19 protein-coding genes are annotated in these 19,968 nt (G+C 48.4%); 11 read left to right on the forward strand and 8 right to left on the reverse strand.

Annotation, left to right across the window (positions count from 1 at the left end):
- Window positions 1–232 precede the first annotated feature (232 nt).
- The 7 genes from rsmG to rpmH form a co-directional block, all read right to left on the reverse strand.
- Window positions 233–955, reverse strand: coding sequence for a 16S rRNA (guanine(527)-N(7))-methyltransferase RsmG (gene rsmG, locus DX130_RS20260; RefSeq protein WP_116048454.1), 723 nt, complete (start codon window positions 953–955; stop codon window positions 233–235).
- Complete coding sequence (gene mnmG, locus DX130_RS20265) at window positions 955–2,844, reverse strand: tRNA uridine-5-carboxymethylaminomethyl(34) synthesis enzyme MnmG (RefSeq protein WP_116048456.1); 1,890 nt, start codon at window positions 2,842–2,844, stop codon at window positions 955–957. Before mnmG ends, rsmG begins: the two co-directional genes overlap by 1 nt.
- Window positions 2,845–2,855: 11 nt before the next feature.
- Window positions 2,856–4,235 carry a tRNA uridine-5-carboxymethylaminomethyl(34) synthesis GTPase MnmE gene (mnmE, locus tag DX130_RS20270; protein WP_116048458.1) on the reverse strand — a complete coding sequence of 460 codons (1,380 nt, stop codon included), beginning with the start codon at window positions 4,233–4,235 and terminating at the stop codon, window positions 2,856–2,858.
- Window positions 4,236–4,368: 133 nt separating this feature from the next.
- Window positions 4,369–4,989 (reverse strand): RNA-binding cell elongation regulator Jag/EloR, encoded by a 621-nt coding sequence (gene jag, locus DX130_RS20275; RefSeq protein WP_116048460.1) that lies wholly within the window; start codon window positions 4,987–4,989, stop codon window positions 4,369–4,371.
- Entirely contained in the window at window positions 4,986–5,714 is a 729-nt protein-coding gene (locus DX130_RS20280; protein ID WP_116048532.1) for a YidC/Oxa1 family membrane protein insertase, read from the reverse strand. Before DX130_RS20280 ends, jag begins: the two co-directional genes overlap by 4 nt.
- Window positions 5,715–5,872: 158 nt before the next feature.
- The gene (rnpA, locus tag DX130_RS20285; protein WP_116048461.1) at window positions 5,873–6,211 is read right to left on the reverse strand and encodes a ribonuclease P protein component; all 339 of its coding nucleotides are present in this window, start codon (window positions 6,209–6,211) and stop codon (window positions 5,873–5,875) included.
- A 93-nt stretch (window positions 6,212–6,304) separates the two neighbouring features.
- Complete coding sequence (gene rpmH, locus DX130_RS20290; protein ID WP_084134421.1) at window positions 6,305–6,439, reverse strand: 50S ribosomal protein L34; 135 nt, start codon at window positions 6,437–6,439, stop codon at window positions 6,305–6,307.
- 563 nt (window positions 6,440–7,002) lie between these two features.
- Between rpmH and dnaA the strand changes: the two genes are divergently transcribed.
- The 6 genes from dnaA to gyrB all read left to right on the forward strand — a co-directional run bounded on the left by dnaA (window position 7,003) and on the right by gyrB (window position 13,282).
- Window positions 7,003–8,349: a chromosomal replication initiator protein DnaA gene (gene dnaA / locus DX130_RS20295; protein ID WP_116048463.1), complete on the forward strand. Its 1,347-nt coding sequence runs from the start codon at window positions 7,003–7,005 to the stop codon at window positions 8,347–8,349.
- Window positions 8,350–8,512: 163 nt separating this feature from the next.
- Entirely contained in the window at window positions 8,513–9,655 is a 1,143-nt protein-coding gene (gene dnaN / locus DX130_RS20300) for a DNA polymerase III subunit beta (RefSeq protein ID WP_116048465.1), read from the forward strand.
- A 35-nt stretch (window positions 9,656–9,690) separates the two neighbouring features.
- A complete protein-coding gene (gene yaaA / locus DX130_RS20305; RefSeq protein ID WP_116048467.1) occupies window positions 9,691–9,909 on the forward strand; it encodes a S4 domain-containing protein YaaA in 219 nt (72 codons plus the stop codon).
- A gap of 27 nt (window positions 9,910–9,936) precedes the next feature.
- Window positions 9,937–11,046 carry a DNA replication/repair protein RecF gene (recF, locus tag DX130_RS20310; RefSeq protein WP_116048469.1) on the forward strand — a complete coding sequence of 370 codons (1,110 nt, stop codon included), beginning with the start codon at window positions 9,937–9,939 and terminating at the stop codon, window positions 11,044–11,046.
- Window positions 11,047–11,081: 35 nt separating this feature from the next.
- The gene (gene remB / locus DX130_RS20315; RefSeq protein WP_116048470.1) at window positions 11,082–11,333 is read left to right on the forward strand and encodes an extracellular matrix regulator RemB; all 252 of its coding nucleotides are present in this window, start codon (window positions 11,082–11,084) and stop codon (window positions 11,331–11,333) included.
- A gap of 38 nt (window positions 11,334–11,371) precedes the next feature.
- Window positions 11,372–13,282, forward strand: a complete 1,911-nt coding sequence (gyrB, locus tag DX130_RS20320; protein ID WP_116048472.1) for a DNA topoisomerase (ATP-hydrolyzing) subunit B — start codon at window positions 11,372–11,374, stop codon at window positions 13,280–13,282.
- A gap of 76 nt (window positions 13,283–13,358) precedes the next feature.
- Here gyrB and DX130_RS20325 read toward each other — a convergent pair whose 3' ends face one another.
- Entirely contained in the window at window positions 13,359–14,126 is a 768-nt protein-coding gene (locus DX130_RS20325) for a YheC/YheD family protein (RefSeq protein ID WP_240644611.1), read from the reverse strand.
- A 299-nt stretch (window positions 14,127–14,425) separates the two neighbouring features.
- On the opposite strand from DX130_RS20325, the gene gyrA reads away from it, so the two are divergent.
- From gyrA to DX130_RS20350, 5 genes are all read left to right on the forward strand, one after another.
- Complete coding sequence (gene gyrA, locus DX130_RS20330) at window positions 14,426–16,918, forward strand: DNA gyrase subunit A (RefSeq protein WP_116048474.1); 2,493 nt, start codon at window positions 14,426–14,428, stop codon at window positions 16,916–16,918.
- A gap of 38 nt (window positions 16,919–16,956) precedes the next feature.
- Window positions 16,957–18,027 carry an HD-GYP domain-containing protein gene (locus DX130_RS20335; protein ID WP_116048476.1) on the forward strand — a complete coding sequence of 357 codons (1,071 nt, stop codon included), beginning with the start codon at window positions 16,957–16,959 and terminating at the stop codon, window positions 18,025–18,027.
- A gap of 291 nt (window positions 18,028–18,318) precedes the next feature.
- Window positions 18,319–18,960, forward strand: coding sequence for a hypothetical protein (locus DX130_RS20340; RefSeq protein ID WP_206098865.1), 642 nt, complete (start codon window positions 18,319–18,321; stop codon window positions 18,958–18,960).
- Window positions 18,957–19,157 carry a YfjL-like protein gene (locus DX130_RS20345; protein WP_116048477.1) on the forward strand — a complete coding sequence of 67 codons (201 nt, stop codon included), beginning with the start codon at window positions 18,957–18,959 and terminating at the stop codon, window positions 19,155–19,157. Before DX130_RS20340 ends, DX130_RS20345 begins: the two co-directional genes overlap by 4 nt.
- Before the next feature lie 163 nt (window positions 19,158–19,320).
- Window positions 19,321–19,650, forward strand: a complete 330-nt coding sequence (locus DX130_RS20350; protein WP_116048479.1) for a hypothetical protein — start codon at window positions 19,321–19,323, stop codon at window positions 19,648–19,650.
- The last annotated feature ends 318 nt before the right edge of the window (window positions 19,651–19,968 follow it).

The raw sequence follows: 19,968 nt of genomic DNA on the forward strand, positions 1-19,968 counted from the left end.
ATATCCACTCAATACTTGAGAGGAGTTTTCGATATAACTTAAATTCGACTAGCTCCGTTTAATCTCCTGCTTGACAACATAAATGATTATGAAAATTACGATAAAACAACGCATATATTCCAATTTTTCGTCACAAAAGAAACATGAATGTCGCTTGTAATCATACGATAGAGTTGTAGTAACGTTTCATTCTAAAAAAAAGGAATGTTTCACGTGAAACATTCCTTTTTTTCTACAGAAGAGGCTGCTTTAAAGGTGTCCCCGCTTTGCGCGGGTATTTTTTAGGCGTTGCCTCATTTTTTTGAACGAACACAATATGACGCTCAGCATTCTCCTTCGGCAAGCTGAAAGCATGCTGCGCTTGCAACCGCCCTCTCAACTCTCTTAAGCTGAAAGAAGCTTCTTTCACCTCTTCATCCGACTGGGAACCTTTCATCGCAGCAAATAAACCGCCCTTCTTCACAAAAGGCAAACAGAACTCATTCAGCACATTTAACTTGGCTACTGCCCTAGCCGTTACCAAATCATATTGATCACGATGCTCTGCTAGTCTAGCTATATCCTCTGCTCGTCCATGGACACATTGTACATTCGACAAGCCTAGCTGCTCGCTTAATGCATTAAGAAATCCAATGCGCTTATTCAAAGAATCGACAATCAGCACTTGCAAGTGGGGAAAACAAATCTTCAAGGGAATGCTCGGGAATCCCGCACCTGAACCGATATCCGCCAATCTCTCCACTTTGTTCATATCCGTATAGAAAGCAAGGGAGACGGAATCGTAGAAGTGCTTCTCGTAGACAGCAGCCCGCTCCGTAATCCCCGTCAAATTCATCCGTTCATTCCATTCAACCAGCATCGTATAATAAAGTTCAAATTGTTGCAGCTGCTGCTCGGAGAGAGAAATCCCTCTCTCCCTTATCGCTTCAACAAACCATTGAGTTGTATTGTCCATTAGTTTCCTCTTGCCGCAGTTACACGATTATAGTGTTCTAAGTAAACGAGCAAAATGGAAATGTCAGCAGGTGTTACACCAGCAATACGGGATGCCTGACCAATCGACAATGGACGAACGAGGATCAGCTTCTGCTTCGCTTCCAAAGACAAGCTGTTCACATCGTTATAGTCAATATCAACAGGAATCCGTTTTTTCTCCATTTTGTTCAATCGTTCAACTTGCAACAGCTGTTTTTCGATGTAACCTGCATATTTGATCTGAATCTCGACTTGCTCCTTCATCTCATCTGTTAATTCATAAGGCGAAGGCGATACACTTGCCAGGTGGTCATAAGTTACCTCAGGTCTCTTCAGCAGCGATAAAATATCCCCGCCCTGTATCAGTGGCGCAGAACCTGCCGATTCCAACATCTCCGCTACATCATCAGGTTTAATCTTTGTGTTGCGCAAGCGCTCAGTCTCTTGCTCCACCAACGCTTTCTTCTGAAGAAACTGGTTATGGCGTTCTTCCTTAATCAATCCGATTTCATAACCAATCGGAGTCAGACGTAGATCCGCATTGTCATGACGGAGCAGCAAGCGATATTCCGCACGCGAAGTCAACAAGCGATATGGATCGTTTGTTCCTTTCGTCACGAGATCATCAATCATAACGCCAATATAACCTTGGGAACGTCCGATAATAATCGGCTCCTTGCCCTGTACTTTGCGAGCTGCATTAATGCCAGCCATAACACCTTGACCAGCTGCTTCTTCATAGCCCGAGGTGCCATTGATTTGTCCAGCTGTGAATAAGCTGTCAATCTTCTTCGTCTCCAGTGACGGCCAAAGCTGAGTGGGGATAACCGCATCATACTCAATGGCGTAGCCATTACGCATCATCTCAACTTTTTCCAATCCTGGAATAGATCGTAAAATATCAAGTTGTACATCCTCTGGCATGCTTGTGGATAATCCTTGCACATAATATTCGGACGTGTGCTTTCCTTCCGGCTCCAGGAATATCTGATGCTTCGGTTTATCGGCGAATCGGACGACCTTGTCCTCGATGGACGGACAGTAACGCGGGCCTGTGCCTTCGATAGCGCCCGTGAACAACGGAGCGCGATACAAGTTGTCATTAATAATCTGATGCGTCTTCTCCGACGTGTACGTCAGCCAGCATGGGAGCTGTTCATTATCGGACGATTTTGTCTCATAGGAAAAAAACTTCGGCTTCTCATCGCCAGGCTGAATCTCCGTCTTGGAGAAGTCGATCGTATCCTTATGCACGCGCGGAGGCGTACCTGTCTTGAATCGGATCAACTCCAGACCATGCTCCTTCAAGCTCGCGGACAAACGCAGCGAAGGCTGCTGGTTGTTCGGGCCGCTCTCGTACATCAGCTCGCCCATAATGATTTTGCCGCGCAAGTACGTGCCTGTTGTGACGACAATCGCTTTCGCGCGATAGATCGCCCCTGTCTTCGTAATGATACCCACGCACTTGCCGTCTTCAACAATAAGCTCTTCCGCCATGCCTTGGCGGAGCGTCAGACCAGGCGTCTCCTCAATCGTCTTCTTCATTAGATGCTGATAAGAGAACTTATCCGCCTGTGCACGCAGTGCATGAACCGCCGGGCCTTTGCCCGTGTTCAACATACGCATCTGAATAAACGTCTTATCGATATTGCGTCCCATCTCGCCGCCCAGTGCATCAATCTCACGAACGACGTGGCCTTTGGCCGGACCGCCGATGGAAGGATTGCACGGCATGAATGCCACCATATCCAAATTAATCGTCAGCAACAGCGTCTCGCAGCCCATACGAGCCGATGCAAGAGCCGACTCACATCCCGCGTGACCGGCGCCAATGACGATAACATCAAATTCTCCCGCTTCATAACTCATTGCCTATCACCCTACTTTCCAAGACAGAACTGTGAAAATATTTGGTCAATCAACGAATCGCCCGCTTCATCACCGAGAATCTCTCCCAGAGACTCCCAAGCTTGGCGTGCATCAATCTGTATCACATCAATCGGTATGCCGACATGCGTTGCCTCTATCGCATCTACCAGCGACTGCTTAGACCGCTTCAGCAGGGCAATATGTCTCACATTACTGACATAAGTCAAATCATTGGCTTCCAGTTGTCCTTCGAAAAACATCTCGCTGATCGTCGCCTCAAGGATGTCGAGGCCGCTCTCCTGCAGCACCGACATACGAACTATCGCATCCGATGATACATACTGCTCTACTTCAGCAAGCTCCAAACGACCGGGAAGATCCATCTTATTAATAATAACGATAACAGAACGATCCTTCAGCTGCTCCAGCAGTTGCCGGTCGTCATCCACTAGTGGTTCGTTATAATTCAGAACGAACAAGATCAGATCCGCTCCTTGCAGCGCATCACGGGAACGCTCAACCCCAATCTTCTCCACCACATCGCTTGTCTCCCGAATACCGGCCGTATCCAGCAAGCGCAGCGGAATACCGTTCAATGTGACGAACTGCTCGATAACATCACGCGTTGTTCCCGGAATATCCGTCACAATCGCTTTGTTCTCCTGCGTCAATACGTTCATAAGCGATGACTTCCCGACATTTGGCCTGCCGACAATCGCCGTCATAATGCCCTCACGCAATATTTTACCTTCGTTTGCCGTTTTTAGCAGCTTATCGATCTCCGCAATCGCCAGCTCACACTGCTCTCGAATATAAGCACTCGTCATCGCTTCGACATCATGCTCCGGATAATCGATGTTAACTTCAATATGCGCAAGCAGCTCAATAACGGTCTGTCTCAACGCTTTGATCCGCTTCGACAGTACCCCTTCTGCCTGCTTGCGAGCCACGGAAAACGCACGATCCGACTTGGAGCGTATGAGGTCAATGACCGCCTCCGCTTGCATCAGATCGATACGTCCATTCAGAAACGCACGCTTCGTGAATTCCCCCGGCTCCGCCGTACGATACCCGTCCAGTTGCAACACAACGTCGAGCACCTTCTTCACCGCAATAACGCCGCCATGTGCGTTAATTTCTACCACGTCTTCCGCTGTGAAAGATCGTGGACCCTTCATTACCGTAACCAGCACTTCCTCCACCTTCTCGCTGGAGGCTGGATCTATGATATGCCCGTAATGCACCGTATGCGTATCGGCGTCTTTTAGACTTATTTTCGAACGAAATATCGCATCGGTCCCGCTAATCGCTTGCGGACCACTTATGCGAATGATGGCAATGCCGCCTTCCCCGACTGCTGTGGAGATTGCCGCGATCGTATCTTGAATCATGTTGAATCAGCACCTCTCAGGGCCAAGCCTAAATTGAATATCCCGGTCAAACTTCTATTCCGAATGGAAAAACAGCAATGACCTTGGGAAGCCATTGCTGCATATCGAGTATAAGTATAGAAAGAGTTCATCCCTACTTCAGCGCAATAACGACTCTCCGATTCGGCTCGTCGCCCTTGCTGAATGTTCTCACCTTGGGGTGATTCTGAAGCTGGGAATGAATAACCTTGCGTTCGAGCGGCGTCATCGGTTCAAGCACAACTTCTTTTCTTGTGCGGATGACACGTCCGGCCAGACGATCGGAGAGCTCCTCCAACGTCTTGCGCCGACGCTCGCGAAAATCCTCTGCATCGAGAACGATACGAAGATGACTGTTCGAATAACGATTAGCCACAATATTAATCAAGTACTGCAAAGCGTCTAACGTCCCGCCGCGCCGTCCGATCAGCATACCGAGCTCACCTTCACCCGAGACGGACAGCTGCGTGCCATCCTTCGTCTGCTTACGATCAATACGAACCGACAATCCCATTGTTCTTGCTACATCAAGTAGAAATTTCTCGGCTTCCTCCAGTGCATCCGGTATAAGCTCAAGCTCCACCTTCGCCTCTTTGACGCCAATCAATCCGAACAGCCCCTTCGAGGGCTGCTCCAGCACAACAATCTTCACGCGATCTTCCGTAACTTGCCATTGTGTCAATCCATAACGTACAGCATCGTCTATCGTCTTGCCCGATGCAACGATTTTCTTCATTTCGCAAGGACCTCCTTCTTACCCTTGTCTGATGAACGTACGTACAGGAAGTAGTTTTGAACAATTGTATAGATGTTACTGAATACCCAATACAGCGGAAGCGCCGCAGGGAATGACATCGACATAACAAAAATCAATACAGGGAAGATCGTCAGAATGATCGACATACCCGGCATTTGCTGGGTTTGTGTCTTCTGCATCATCTTCGACTGAATGAACGTCGTAGCAGCCGCCAAAATCGGCAAGAAATACCACGGGCTTGGCTCGCCAAGCACAAATCCGAAAATATCGTCCATACGAATGTCTTTGTTCCAATAGATCGCGTTATACAGCGCGATAAAGACCGGCATCTGAACGATTAGCGGCAAACAGCCTGCCATCGGATTCACTTGATGCGTCTGGAACAGCTTCATCGTCTCTTCCTGCTGCTTCTGCGGGTTGTCTTTATATTTCTTCTTGAGCTCCGCCATTTGCGGCTGGAGCGCTTGCATAGCCTTGGAGCTTCGGAATTGCTTAATCGTCAGCGGCAAGATAGCCGTACGAACGATTATCGTGAGCAACAAGATCGCAAGCACATACGAACCGCCAAGCCATCCGGCGAACGAATCAAGCGTGATCGCAAAATAATAAACAACGTTTTTCTCCCAGAAGTTACCCTTTAATAGGTCCTCCGTCTCCATAGTATGGTCAGCGGGCACACAACCTGCGAGCAACCCCATTAACATGACCAATCCAAGCACTAGAAGCCATTTTCGCTTAGAATTCCGAAACAACTTGTAATCTCCTCTCTGAGAGCTATCCGCATAGTTCTATTCCAAGATAGACTATACCATAATTTATAGCACAAAGAAACAAGCTGGGAGCATGTCCCGAAGCTCATTCATTATTTCAGCAAACCAGCTTTTTTCAGCACATGGATGACACTCTTCTCCATCTCTTTCAACGACATCGTCGTCGCCGGTTTTCTTACGATTAATATAAGGTCCGTGTGCGGCTGAACGCGGTCCTCCAGATGACGGACAATTTCCTTCACCATCCGGCGCATGCGATTACGCATGACGGCATTCCCAATCTTCTTGCTGGCGGATACGCCAAGTCGGAACGGATCGGCAATTCGCTGCCTCGACCAATAGACGACGAACTGTGAGTTAGCGAATGACTTGCCGCCCCTGTATATTCGGTTGAAATCTTCACGATTTCGAAGTCGCAATGACCTGCGCATGACTGCCCGTCACCGTTCCCTTCCTCATTATCTCCAATAATTCATGTATCTAAATGTAAGCAAAAAAAAAGACCACCAGACGTGGTCTTCAGCTTACGCGCTCAGTACTTTTCTGCCTCTTTGGCGACGAGCCGCCAAAACTTTACGACCGTTCTTCGTGCTCATCCGTTTGCGGAAGCCATGCACTTTCGCACGTTTGCTTACATTCGGTTTAAATGTAGGTCTCATTAAGCTGCACCTCCTATATTACATGTGAATTCGTAAACGGCATACGGCCGTCCCTTTATAAAAAATCACTTTTACTATTAAACCATGCTGACGTCCAAAAGTCAATGTCTACTCCCTTTATGCAACCGTTGGCAAATCATGCTCATTCATCATGTGGATAAATGACGGCAGGTATACGTTGCTGTAGAAATTAATAACATGTGGATAGAAAAACACCACTGAAAACGAACTTTGTCGAAATCTTAACATGATATAAACAATATCTTGTGTTGTAGATAACTCTTATACACAAGTTATTGACGATGTGGATAATATCCGCAATTTCGTTGAAATATAAGGCGTCATTTGCTATGATGGATATGTTTTCGTTGTGGATGAGCGTAGTTCTTCCTCGAATTTATTAACAGCCTGTGGATAACATTGTGAACAAATTTATCCCCTATTTATAACTCGATTTTTACAATCCGTCATAATGTGGATGATTTCGTTAATAACAATAGCTATTCGACATATTTCTGCGTACCTGCGCAACTCGCGCGATAGATGATAAGGAGTGACAGTCTGTGGACAGCCATACTTACGATTTATGGCAACAAGTATTGTCAATCATCCAGACGAAGTTAAGCAAGCCAAGCTTTGACACCTGGTTTAAGGAAACCAAAGCTTCTTTCGTCGATGATTCCGTACTTGAAATAACCGCGCCAACAACTTTTGCCGCAGAATGGCTTGAAGGCCGTTACACTAAGCTGATTCGATCGACCTTATACGAATTTTTGGGCAAGCAAGTCGATGTCAGATTTTCCATCGGCGAGCCCAAAGCGTCGGAACAGAGCGTTATGATGCAGCCCAAGCCGCCAAAAGTAACCGAGGCCGCCGAAGAGACACATTCTCATATGCTAAATCCGAAGTATACCTTCGACACCTTCGTCGTTGGAGCCAATAACCGTTTTGCGCATGCGGCATCGCTTGCTGTAGCTGAAGCACCGGCCAAAGTGTACAACCCCCTCTTCCTGTATGGAGGCGTAGGTCTTGGTAAAACGCACCTTATGCATGCGATCGGGCATTATATTATGGACCATAATCCCAATACAAAGGTTCTGTATATCTCTTCCGAGAAATTCACGAACGAATTCATTAATGCGATTCGCGACAATCAGGGCGAGAGCTTCCGCACCAAATACCGCAATATCGACGTGCTGCTTATTGACGATATTCAGTTTCTGGCCGGCAAGGAGCAAACACAGGAGGAATTTTTCCATACCTTTAATGCGCTCCACGAGGAACGCAAGCATATCGTCATCTCCAGCGACCGGCCGCCAAAAGAAATTCCGACACTCGAAGATCGGCTTCGTTCCCGCTTCGAATGGGGACTCATCACCGATATTCAGCCGCCGGATCTGGAGACGCGCATCGCGATTCTTCGCAAGAAGGCCAAAGCCGAGAACCTTGACATCCCGAATGAAGCGATGAACTATATCGCCAATCAGATCAATACCAATATCCGTGAGCTCGAAGGCGCTCTCATCCGGGTAGTTGCCTATTCCTCGCTCATAAACGCGGACATTACGTCGCATCTCGCAGCGGAGGCACTGAAGGATATTATCCCTTCCGGCCGGCCGAGAATGATTACGATTCAGGACATTCAGATCAAAGTCGGCGAGTTCTACGGGCTTCGCCTGGAGGAATTCAAAGCGCGGAAACGGACCAAGGCTGTAGCGTATCCAAGACAGATCGCCATGTACTTGTCCAGAGAGCTGACAGACTTCTCTCTGCCGAAGATTGGCGAGGCATTCGGAGGTCGAGATCATACGACCGTTATACACGCCCATGAGAAAATTACACAGCAGTTGAAGGTTGACCAGGAACTGTTCAAAATCCTTCAAAATCTGACTGAGAAAATAAAAAATTAAATGTGAACAACTAGTCAAGCCTATGCACACGCTATGCACATGTGGATAGGCTTGATTTATCACTGTTTTCTGGGGTTATCCACATATTCAGGGCCCCTACTACTACTGCTACTAATAAATCTTTAAAAAAATATCATTAAATTAAGCAGAAACGGGTGACGAAATGAAACTAACGATTTCCAAAAATGAGCTGAATGACGCTATTCAACAAGTAGCCAAAGCAGCCTCTTCGCGTCCAGCCATTCCGATTCTCGGAGGTATCAAGATCGACGTTAACCACCAATTCGTAACACTAACCGCTAGTGATACTGATATATCTATTCAAAGCTATATCACCGTAGAACAAGAAGATACGATCATTGCACAAGTCGAAAAGCCGGGAAGCGTCGTGCTGCCAGCCAAATTTTTTGTAGAAATCGTCAAGAAGCTTCCTTCCGAACAAGTCGTCATCGAGGTAGGACCAAGCTTCCAAACCATCATTCGTTCAGGTTCTACTGAAATCCAAATGGTCGGCCTCGACCCCGAGGAATTCCCGATTCTGCCATCTATTGAACAGGATAATCTGCTTCAAATACCTGGTGATCTCGTTAAGTCGATGATCAGACAAACGATTCTAGCGGCTTCCACTAGCGAGCAAACGCCGATTCTAACCGGTGTGCTATGGAACCTGCATGATGGACAATTAAAATTTACTGCAACCGACCGCCATCGTCTGGCAAGCCGTACGACAAAGGTTGATGCAGACGAAACACTCCAATTCAGCAATGTTGTCATCTCAGCCAAGACACTTGGAGAGTTGTCCAGACTGATTCCAGATCAGAATACGCTTGTCGATATCGTCGTCGCTGACAATCAAGTGCTTTTCAAAATGGATAACATTTTGTTCTACACTCGCATTCTGGATGGCACCTACCCGGATACGTCCAAAATTATTCCGCAAGTATTCGAAACGGAGCTTGTCCTGGATACCAAAAATGTGATGGACGCGATCGACCGCGCCTATCTGATGTCCCGTGAAGAGAAGACGAATATTGTTCGTCTGGCTACACAAGAAGACGGTATGATCGAGATTTCCTCCAGTTCGACGGAGCTTGGCCGCGTGACCGAGCAATTGGAAGCGAAGAGCATGTCGGGACAGCCGCTGCGCATCGCGTTCAACTCCAAATATATGCTTGATGTGCTGAAGGTTATTGATAGCGAGCAGCTGTTTATCGGCTTCACGGGAGCGATGAGACCGATTATTATTAAGCCAATGGATCATGACTATAGCATGTATGTCATTCTGCCTTACCGCACGACGAATTAACGTCAGCCGAAGGCAACGAGAGGAACGACAGAGAAATGAAAGAAGTAGAGATTCGTACGGAATATATCGCGCTGGGACAATTCCTGAAGCTCGCGGATTGTATATCCACAGGTGGACAAGCGAAATTTTTTCTTCAGGAAGCAGTTGTCCACATCAACGGGGAAGCGGACAATCGACGCGGAAGAAAGCTCTATGCAGGCGATCGCGTGGAAGTAGAGGGCTGTGGCGTATTTGTCGTCGTAGCCGGCAAGTGAGGCGTGGAGAACCGGGAGGCTCGGAGAGTGTTCTTAAACAGCATTGAATTGCAAAACTACCGCAACTATCGTGAGCTGAAGCTTGCGACACCGAATAAAGTGAATGTTTTCCTTGGGCCCAATGCGCAAGGGAAGACGAATCTGCTGGAAGCCATATTCGCGCTAGCCTTATCCAAGTCTCATCGAACGTCGAAGGACAAGGAATTGATTGGCTGGCAGGGCGATACGGCGAGAATAGCGGGAGAGGTCAGCAAGCGGTACGGAAACGTAACGCTTGACCTGACCTATTCCTCTCAAGGCAAGAAAGCCAAGATTAACGGATTGGAGCAGCGCAAGCTGAGCAATTTTATCGGCTCGGTCAATGTGGTGATGTTTGCTCCGGAAGATTTGGAGATTGTGAAAGGCTCGCCGGGCGTACGTAGAAGATTTCTTGACATGGAGATCGGACAGGTGCAGCCCGGCTATTTGCATACGCTGACGCAATATGGCAAGGTGCTGCAGCAGCGGAACAATTACCTCAAGACCGCATCCCCCGGCAGTGTGAATAATGCCATGCTGGACGTATGGAATATGCAGCTAGCTGAGTTTGGTGTTAAAATTATGAAAAAAAGGAAACACTTTATTCATAAATTACAAACGTTCGCGGAGCAGATCCATGCCGGTATCACCAATGGTACTGAGAAACTTACGATTCACTACCGGCCCTCTTTCGATACGGATGCTATGCAAGATGAATCTGTTTTATTTGATCAATTTATGATAAAGTTAACACAGGTGAAAGATCAGGAGATTCGAAGAGGGGTTACGCTGGCGGGACCGCATCGCGATGACCTCGCCTTCTTCATCAACGGCAAGGAAGCCCAAATATTCGGATCGCAGGGACAGCAGCGCACCACGGCGTTGTCGCTGAAGCTCGCAGAGATCGAGCTGATCAACGAGGAGATCGGCGAATATCCGCTGCTGCTGCTCGATGATGTCTTGTCGGAGCTTGACCAGAATCGGCAGACGCAGCTAATAGAAACCTTTCAAGACAAAGTACAGACGTTTATTACAACAACCGGCCTGGAGAGCGTCAACATGGCGAAGCTCCAAGATGCCGGTATCTATCATGTGCGCGATGGCAGCGTGACGATCTAACAGGACTCGGGCGAATAAGGAGAAGTGAACGGGAAATGTACATTCATTTGGGCGGAGAGAAGATTATCCGTGCGGCCGAATTGGTGGCCATATTCGATATTTCCATCGAGCAATCTTCCAAGCTATCCAAGCAATTCGTCGCGGGTGCGCGCAAGCGCAAGGATGTGGAAACCATCGGCGAGGAAGAGCCGAAGTCCATAGTCGTCACGCATAAGAAAATATATTATTCGCCGATATCATCCTCTACGCTCAAGAAGCGAGCACATCATTTTGCGGCGAACGGATAACGAACAGGAAGAGCAGTTGAGAGGAGCAGTGAACTTGCATGTCTTTGGAACAGCATACGTATGACGAGAGTCAGATACAGGTTCTGGAAGGATTAGAGGCGGTACGCAAACGCCCCGGAATGTATATCGGCTCCACAAGCGGGAAAGGCCTTCACCATCTCGTATGGGAGGTCGTCGATAATAGTATCGACGAAGCGCTGGCCGGCTATTGCACCAAGATCGATGTTATTGTTCACGAGAATAACAGCATTACCGTTATAGATAATGGCCGCGGTATTCCGGTAGGGATGAACGCGAAACTGCAGAAGTCGACGCTGGAGGTTGTCATGACCGTTCTTCACGCGGGCGGCAAGTTCGGCGGCGAGGGCTACAAAGTATCCGGCGGTCTGCATGGCGTCGGCGTATCCGTCGTGAACGCGCTGTCGGAGCATGTTCGCGTGCAAGTCAGCCGTGACGGCAAGGTTTATCAGCAAGAATATCGCAGAGGTATTCCGCAATACGATGTGAAGATCGTAGGCGACTCGGAAACGACGGGAACACGTACAACGTTTTTGCCGGACACCGAGGTGTTTACTGAAACGACTGTCTATGAATACGAGATTCTGCAAAACCGGATTCGCGAGCTGGCGTTCCTGAACAAAGGCATCGAGATTACGCTGGCGGACGAGCGTTCGGGCGTATCGAATTCGTTCAAATATGAAGGCGGCTTGAAAGAGTTCGTCCTGTTCCTGAACCGGAACCGGGAAGCGCTGCATGAGACGCCAATCTATGTAGAGGGCTCGAAGGATCATATCCAGGTCGAAGTCGCTCTGCAATATAACGACAGCTACAGCGAGAATATCTATTCCTTCGCTAACAATATCAATACGCATGAAGGCGGAACGCATGAATCCGGCTTCAAGAGCGCATTGACACGTATTATTAACGATTACGCTAGAAAGACCAATCTCATCAAGGATAATGACTCCAATTTCTCCGGCGATGACGTGCGTGAAGGTCTGACAGCGATTATTTCCGTTAAGATTCCTGAACCGCAATTCGAAGGCCAGACGAAGACAAAGCTTGGCAACAGCGAAGTCCGCGGTATCGTGGAATCGTTCTTCGCGGAGAAGTTCCAGGAGTTCTTGGATGAGAATCCAGGCGTATCCCGCCGGATCGTGGAGAAGGGCCTGCAAGCTGCTCGTGCTCGTGAGGCTGCACGCAAAGCGCGTGAGCTTACGCGCCGCAAGAGCGCGCTGGAAGTAGGGTCGCTGCCAGGCAAGCTGGCTGACTGTTCGTCCAAGGACGCATCAATCAGCGAACTGTATATCGTCGAAGGTGATTCCGCCGGCGGCTCCGCAAAGCAAGGCCGCGATCGTCATTTCCAGGCGATACTGCCGTTGCGGGGCAAGATCCTGAACGTCGAGAAGGCACGTCTGGACCGTATTCTTGGTAATGCCGAGATCCGCGCAATCATTACGGCGCTTGGCACAGGCATCAGTGACGACTTCGATATCGCGAAGGCTCGTTACCACAAGATTATTATAATGACGGACGCCGACGTCGATGGTGCGCATATTCGTACTCTGCTGCTGACGTTCTTCTACCGCTACATGCGTCAGATTATCGAAGCAGGCTTTGTCTATATCGCACAGCCGCCGCTCTTCAAGGTTGAACGCAATAAAGTGGTTCGCTACGCTCTGACGGAGAAGGAAAGAGATTCCGTAATCGCCGAATTTGGCGAAGGCGTCAAAGTGAACATTCAGCGTTACAAAGGTCTGGGCGAGATGGATGCAGTTCAGCTATGGGAGACGACGATGGATCCGGAGAGCCGTTCGATGCTGCAAGTATCGATTCAGGATGCGATCGAGGCCGATACGATCTTCGATACGCTGATGGGCGACAACGTTGAGCCGCGTCGTGAATTCATCCAGAAATATGCGAAGTATGTAACCAATTTGGATTTCTAGAATATAGCAAGCAGAAGAGCAGCTTCCCATGGAGGCTGCTCTTCTTTTGTACATGTGACTTGCAGATGGCTTCCCATCAATTTGACCGTTTGTTCTTCATGCCGCCGTAGGCCAGCGAATATTTTCGAACCTTTCGATAGATGCTTTTGTCGGACAAAATTTTGAAAATATACGGATGCGGCTTCGTGTTTACTTCCAGCACCCATGGATGCAGCTTCGTATCGATTGCGATATCTGCTCCGAGTTCCTTCAAGTTGGGGTAGGCTGTGCTCAATTGCCGGCCGATAGAAGCGCCGAGCTTATTCAACCGATTCCGATATGCACTAATCTCGGAAGAAGACAGATGCTCGGACATCAGCTTCTCGAACGTCACCATCGTTCCTCCGCTATGGTAGTTCGTGACGACATTGCTCGGATGAGACAGACGACCGATAATGGCTGTCGTCTCCCATTCATTCTGCAAATTTTTCTGAATCATGACGCGAATATCGAACCGTCTCTTCTGATGTTTCAGCAGATAGACGCCCTTTTGTATGAGGTAGCCCTTCTTACCTGTGTAGCGCTGCAATTCTTCACAGAGTCCGTCGAACGTCGCTGCAAGGCGGCCGTCCTTCTGAATCTGATAGCTGTAGCCCTCGTTAGTTTTTTCTACACGGATGACGCCTTTGCCGTAGGTTCCGCTGTCTGGCTTCACATAGACCATACTATGCTCATCCAGCATAGAGCGAAGCATCTCGCGGTTGAATCGTTTCGTGAGCGGAACGTATGGGCGCAGGTCGCTGGATCTGTTCAAAACCTTTGTTTTCGCCCATTTGCTCCTCACGCGCTGAATTCTCAACGTCATATCACCTCTTCCTCTCCAAAATGGTCATTAATCTATAAGCAATATTTCTTAGTCTCAACTGGCTTGGCACAAGACAGACTCTGGAATGAATGGTATAATAAAAGTTGGGTCTGTTTACTTTATGACGTTTTTTTTAAGATGGAGAGTGAAAGTTGGCCTATTTTTTGCCGATTCTTCATGTAAGGGACAGATAACCAGAAACATAGCCCGATCTAGGTTTACTTCTACTGCTTTTGTGAAAGTAATATAATGGAATTCCTGTTTGGGCAATCAGATAGATCACGTCAGGGAGGTAAAGCATGGCGGAAGAACAACGAATGTCAGTGACAGACCGCGATATCGGTACGGAGATGCGAGATTCCTTTATGGACTATGCGATGAGTATCATCGTAAGCCGCGCATTGCCTGATGTAAGGGACGGGCTTAAGCCGGTGCATCGGCGTATTCTGTATGCAATGTCTGAACTGGGCATGTCACCGGACAAGCCTCACAAGAAGTCGGCGAGAATCGTAGGCGAGGTTATCGGCAAGTATCATCCTCACGGCGATTCGGCAGTCTATGAATCCATGGTCAGGATGGCGCAGGACTTCTCCATGCGCTATATGCTCGTTGACGGACATGGCAACTTTGGTTCGATCGACGGTGATATGGCGGCAGCCATGCGTTATACGGAAGCACGCTTATCCAAGATGGCGATGGAGCTTCTTCGCGATATTAACAAAGAAACGATTGATTTTGTGCCGAACTATGACGGCGAGGAGCATGAACCAGTTGTCTTGCCTTCGAGGTTCCCGAACCTGCTCGTCAACGGCGTTACCGGCATTGCCGTAGGCATGGCGACCAATATACCGCCACATAATTTGAATGAAGTCATCGACGGCACGCAGGCGCTTATCCGCAATCCGGATATTACGCCGGTCGAGCTGATGGAATATGTGAAAGGACCGGACTTCCCGACAGCAGCTTTCGTGATGGGACGCAACGGTATTCGTCAGGCTTACCTGACGGGTCGCGGCTCAGTGACGATGCGCGCTCGCGCAACGATCGAGGAGAACGGCGGCAAGGCACGCATTATCGTACATGAGCTTCCTTACCAAGTCATTAAGGCTCGACTGGTGGAGAAGATCGCTGAACTGGTGCGTGAGAAGAAAATTGAAGGCATTACGGATCTGCGCGACGAATCGGACCGCAACGGCATGCGTGTTGTGATCGAGCTTCGCCGCGACGTGAATCCTAGCGTCGTGCTGAACAATCTGTACAAGCAGACGCAGCTCCAATCCAACTTCGGCATCAATATGCTGGCGTTGGTGAACGGTGAGCCTAAGACGCTGAACTTGCGCGACATGCTGTATCATTACTTGCAGCATCAGATCGAAGTGATCCGTCGCCGTACGGAATACGATCTGAGAAAAGCGGAAGCTCGCGCTCATATTCTGGAAGGCCTGCGTATTGCACTTGACCATTTGGATGAGGTCATAGCTCTTATCCGCGCTTCCCAGACAGCAGATCAAGCCCGTGAAGGCTTGATCAATCGCTTCTCGCTGACACATGAGCAAGCGCAAGCGATTCTGGATATGCGCTTGCAGCGTCTGACAGGTCTCGAACGCGACAAGATTGAAGCGGAATACGCCGAGCTGATGAAGAAGATCGCAGAATACAAAGCGATTCTTGCTGATGAGCAGCTGGTGCTAGATATTATTAGCACGGAGCTTAACGAGATCAAGGAGAGATTCGGAGACGAGCGCCGTACCGAGATTACGGCAAGCGACGAAGAAATTCTCGACGAGGATCTCATCCCGCGCGAAGATGTGATCATCTCGATTACACATTCCGGCTATATCAAGCGTCTGCCTGTAACGACGTACCGCAGCCAGAAGCGCGGCGGAAAAGGCGTAGTCGGCATGGACACGAAGGAGCACGACTTTGTCGAGCATCTATTCGTATCCAATACGCATCACTTCCTGCTCTTCTTCACGAACAAGGGCAAAGTGTACAAGCTGAAGGCATACGAGATTCCTGATCTCAGTCGTACGGCAAGAGGAACGCCAATCATCAACCTGATTCAGATCGAGCAGGGTGAGACGGTCAATGCGGTTATCCCGGTTCAAGCCTTTGATGCTGATCAGTACCTATTTTTCGCCACCAGACAAGGTGTCGTGAAGAAGACACCTCTGGATGATTACGTCAATATTCGCAAGGTTGGCCTCATTGCCATCTCCTTGCGTGAAGACGATGATCTGATCGGCGTGAAGCTGACGGACGGCAACCAGGAGATTATTATGGGTACGGCTCAAGGCATGTCGATCCGATTCTCCGAGCAGGATGTCCGCTCTATGGGACGTTCCGCGACAGGCGTGAAGGGTATCGGTCTTGATGATGACGACGTAGTTATCGATATGGATGTCGTTGTATTGGATAAAGACGTTCTGATCGTAACCTCCAAGGGCTACGGCAAGCGTACGCCAATTGGCGAGTATCGAATCCAGAACCGTGGCGGCAAAGGGATCAAGACGCTGAATGTGACGGACAAGAACGGACCAATCGTCTCGCTCAAAGTCGTGGAAAACGACGAGGACTTGATGATTATGACCGCTCTCGGCACGCTCATTCGGACCAGCATGGAGGGTATCTCTACGATGGGCCGCAATACGCAGGGCGTAAGGTTGATCCATACGCGTGATGATGATACGGTTGCGACCGTAACACGTGTAGCCCGCAGTGAAGTGAATGAAGGCGAATCGGAAGAAGAGGGACTGGAAGAAGGCGTGGAAGGCCCTTCAGATTCCGAATAGATTGATAATAGATCCAGCATGCAGGGGAGGGGACTTCCGTGGGAACAGTAGCAGTTGCGCAACTTAAGCTAGGCGACAAGATCGGAGAAGATGTCCTCACCCCGCTTGGGAGCGTCTTGTTACAGAAGGGAAAGGTCATTACGTCGAAGGAAATCGACATTCTACAGGCTTTTCTTGTGACCAGCGTTGCGGTTGTGAACAGCTTCAGCGAGTCGAAGAGCGGAGAAGAGAAGCCGGAAGAAATCGTCGGAACGAAGGGTCAGCCTCCGGCTACCCCTTTGCATCGCGAGTATGAGAAGATGATCGATGTGCTTCGGCATGTATTTAATTCCTATGTAACGGGACAAGGCATGCCAATTATGGATATCCGAATACAGCTGGAGCGTCTGCTCCAGCATATCGCGGACTACAAGATTCTTACGTTCGCACCAAGAACGTTCCAGGAACGCGATTATTTGCTTCATAATAGCGTTACGTCTGCAATGACGTCCTATCTAATTGCTCAATGGGTTGGCCAGCCGCAGAAGGATTGGATGCAGGTTGCACTCGCGGGTCTTCTGAAGGATATCGGCAATGTACGCATTGACCGGGGCATCTTGTCCAAGCCGAACGCGCTCACACCGGATGAGCAGGAAGAGATGAAACGACATACCGTGCTTGGCTACCAATTGCTTAAGAATGTTGCGGCGCTGAATGAAGGCGTAAAGCTTGCAGCGTTGCAGCATCATGAGAAGATAGACGGAACCGGCTATCCGTTAGGTATCGACGCCAGCAAAATGCATCCCTATGCCAAAATAGTGAGCATTGCGGATATCTTTCATGCGATGACGCTGAATAAGTCGTATCGCAAAGCGGCATCGCCTTATCTGGTACTGGAGCAAATTCAGAGCGACGCCTTCGGCAAGCTGGATGCCAGTTATGTCAGAACGTTTGTCGAGAGAGTGACGCAATTCCACAATGGCACCGTTGTTCGACTGAGCGACGATCGTATTGGGGAGATTGTGTTCTCGGAGCGGACGCATCCAACAAGACCTTGGGTATCGATTAATGGTGTCATTGAAAACTTAACCGTTGCACGGCATCTTCATATTAAAGAAGTCGTGAAGTAAACGGCATATGCACCACCTACAGCAAGCTTATCGATCGTTTCCGCTCAACGGGAACGGAGAGAAGCTTGCTCTTTTTTTTGCGGAAGTGTAACGAAATGCTGTGGAGCCTCAACTAATTGAAGGAAGGGGGGCAGGGACGAAGCAGATTGAGCAGTTATATCGAGAGTACAAGCACGATGTGTATCATTACTTGCTGTCCTGACGAACAATCCTTCGCTTACGGACGATTTGTTGTCTGAAACCTTTATTAGAGCCATTCAATCGATTCATGGTTTCAAAGGATAATCTTCCTTGAAAACCTGGCTATGCTTTATTGCCAGACATAAGTGGCTGGATCATCTGAAGAGTCAAAAGGGCAGCGTCGAATACAGTGACTTGCTTCAACTATATGTAGCCTCAAGTATTGAAAGTAATAGGATAACGGTAGAGCTTGCTGAGTATGTGTTTGCAAGCAGCGATTCAGTCGCGTTGGTCGACTATTATATGAAGACAGACTTCGCTATGCGCGAGGAATATGACAGTTACGGAAGTGTTCCGCCGGAGCGGGACGCATCGCAAGATCGACGCATCCTTGAAGCGATCAAACGTGGAGTTGTCATGACTCAGCTTTTTGTACTGCTGGTAGGGGCTGTTATCGGCATTGCGATGACGGGCTCATTCGGTATGTTCTATAACCTGATTATTATGCCTTTTGTGGGCGCAATGGGCGTCTTTAGTATGAAGCGAGGCTGGAGCTTGGCCATGCCTTTGATTGTATTCGCGGCGTCCTACCTGTACCAATTCGCTAATAGCTTCATAAGAGTGGGCTGGGACCCGGTCGTTTGGGGCACTAGCCTGCCCTATATCGGCATATATGCTTTACTGACAGCAACAGGGATCATAATTGGGTTGTTGCTACAATTCTCTTTTCAGAAAGGAAGTCGATCATCATGAAAGCATCACGAAAAATAATATGGCGGGTAATTGCGGGAATGATCGCCGCTTTTTCATTAATAGGGGTGATATTGTTTGTGGCTAACGGCTTTGTAGGGAACCCGATCTCATCTGCAATCGCCAAGTCAGCAATTGAGCGGCACATCGCTGCACAATATCCGGAGTTGGACAATGAGTTCGTATCGCGGAGTCTATAATTTTAAGGACAACTCTTACATTGCGCATATTCAGTCGCAATCGAGCGCCGACATACGTTTCAGCGTCGAGTATCATGGGAAGAACGATATTAGAGACGACTATTCCTTTAAAGTGATGGATTATGATTAGACCTTTCGCAGGTTATCGAAGGAATACGCCATTATGCTGCAAAAGGAAATATCCGATCAGATCGGTACTCCAATTCGGTATATGTTGGTCATGCATCAGACCGAGGACGTGAAGGATTACAAAGAATGGCTAAGCTTGAATATGAAGCTGGACCCTCGTCTGCCGATTCCTCTACATCTTAGTATGAGCCTAGATACGGAGGATGCCGATTTGGTCAAAGCCTTGGAATGGATCAGCAGATCCCACGATTGGGCGCAGGCTCAAGGATATCCCATTAAGCAGTATGCGATGGATGTAGAGTTCGGAGAGAAGCTGCTTATGATCTACGGCGTAAGAGATACGCATATAGATGGTGGAGAATGATTGCCTACATTGGAGAAAGCAAAAGCATATGGAGAATATAACGGCATTATTGTAGCGATTAAAGGTGAAGAAAAGGGCTGAAAGTAGCGGTATTACAAGGAAATTATGAGGTTTGAAAAAGAAATTAAAAAAAATGATAAAAAACACTTGCAATCGTGTAGGCATACATGATATATTATCTAAGTCGCCGTTGAGACAAACGGCTGACACGCAAGAAACGAAAGACAAGAGATTGTTCTTTGAAAACTGAACAACGAGCGAAACTGCCCGATACAATCGCAAGATTGAATCGATAACGAAGTTTACTTAATCAGCTTG

The sequence above is a fragment of the Paenibacillus paeoniae genome, assembly GCF_003388735.1.
GTDB classification, from domain to species: Bacteria; Bacillota; Bacilli; order Paenibacillales; family Paenibacillaceae; genus Pristimantibacillus; species Pristimantibacillus paeoniae.

Excerpts from the sequence above, each read along its gene's own strand:
- rsmG (WP_116048454.1), bottom strand. The coding sequence starts at position 955 with ATGGACAATACAACTCAATGGTTTGTTGAAGCGATAAGGGAGAGAGGG.
- DX130_RS20280 (WP_116048532.1), bottom strand. The coding sequence starts at position 5,714 with ATGTTAATGGGGTTGCTCGCAGGTTGTGTGCCCGCTGACCATACTATG.
- dnaN (WP_116048465.1), top strand. The coding sequence starts at position 8,513 with ATGAAACTAACGATTTCCAAAAATGAGCTGAATGACGCTATTCAACAA.
- mnmG (WP_116048456.1), bottom strand. The coding sequence starts at position 2,844 with ATGAGTTATGAAGCGGGAGAATTTGATGTTATCGTCATTGGCGCCGGT.
- jag (WP_116048460.1), bottom strand. The coding sequence starts at position 4,989 with ATGAAGAAAATCGTTGCATCGGGCAAGACGATAGACGATGCTGTACGT.
- DX130_RS20325 (WP_240644611.1), bottom strand. The coding sequence starts at position 14,126 with ATGACGTTGAGAATTCAGCGCGTGAGGAGCAAATGGGCGAAAACAAAG.
- rpmH (WP_084134421.1), bottom strand. The coding sequence starts at position 6,439 with ATGAGACCTACATTTAAACCGAATGTAAGCAAACGTGCGAAAGTGCAT.
- gyrA (WP_116048474.1), top strand. The coding sequence starts at position 14,426 with ATGGCGGAAGAACAACGAATGTCAGTGACAGACCGCGATATCGGTACG.
- yaaA (WP_116048467.1), top strand. The coding sequence starts at position 9,691 with ATGAAAGAAGTAGAGATTCGTACGGAATATATCGCGCTGGGACAATTC.
- mnmE (WP_116048458.1), bottom strand. The coding sequence starts at position 4,235 with ATGATTCAAGATACGATCGCGGCAATCTCCACAGCAGTCGGGGAAGGC.
- DX130_RS20350 (WP_116048479.1), top strand. The coding sequence starts at position 19,321 with ATGCTGCAAAAGGAAATATCCGATCAGATCGGTACTCCAATTCGGTAT.
- rnpA (WP_116048461.1), bottom strand. The coding sequence starts at position 6,211 with ATGCGCAGGTCATTGCGACTTCGAAATCGTGAAGATTTCAACCGAATA.
- DX130_RS20345 (WP_116048477.1), top strand. The coding sequence starts at position 18,957 with ATGAAAGCATCACGAAAAATAATATGGCGGGTAATTGCGGGAATGATC.
- remB (WP_116048470.1), top strand. The coding sequence starts at position 11,082 with ATGTACATTCATTTGGGCGGAGAGAAGATTATCCGTGCGGCCGAATTG.
- gyrB (WP_116048472.1), top strand. The coding sequence starts at position 11,372 with ATGTCTTTGGAACAGCATACGTATGACGAGAGTCAGATACAGGTTCTG.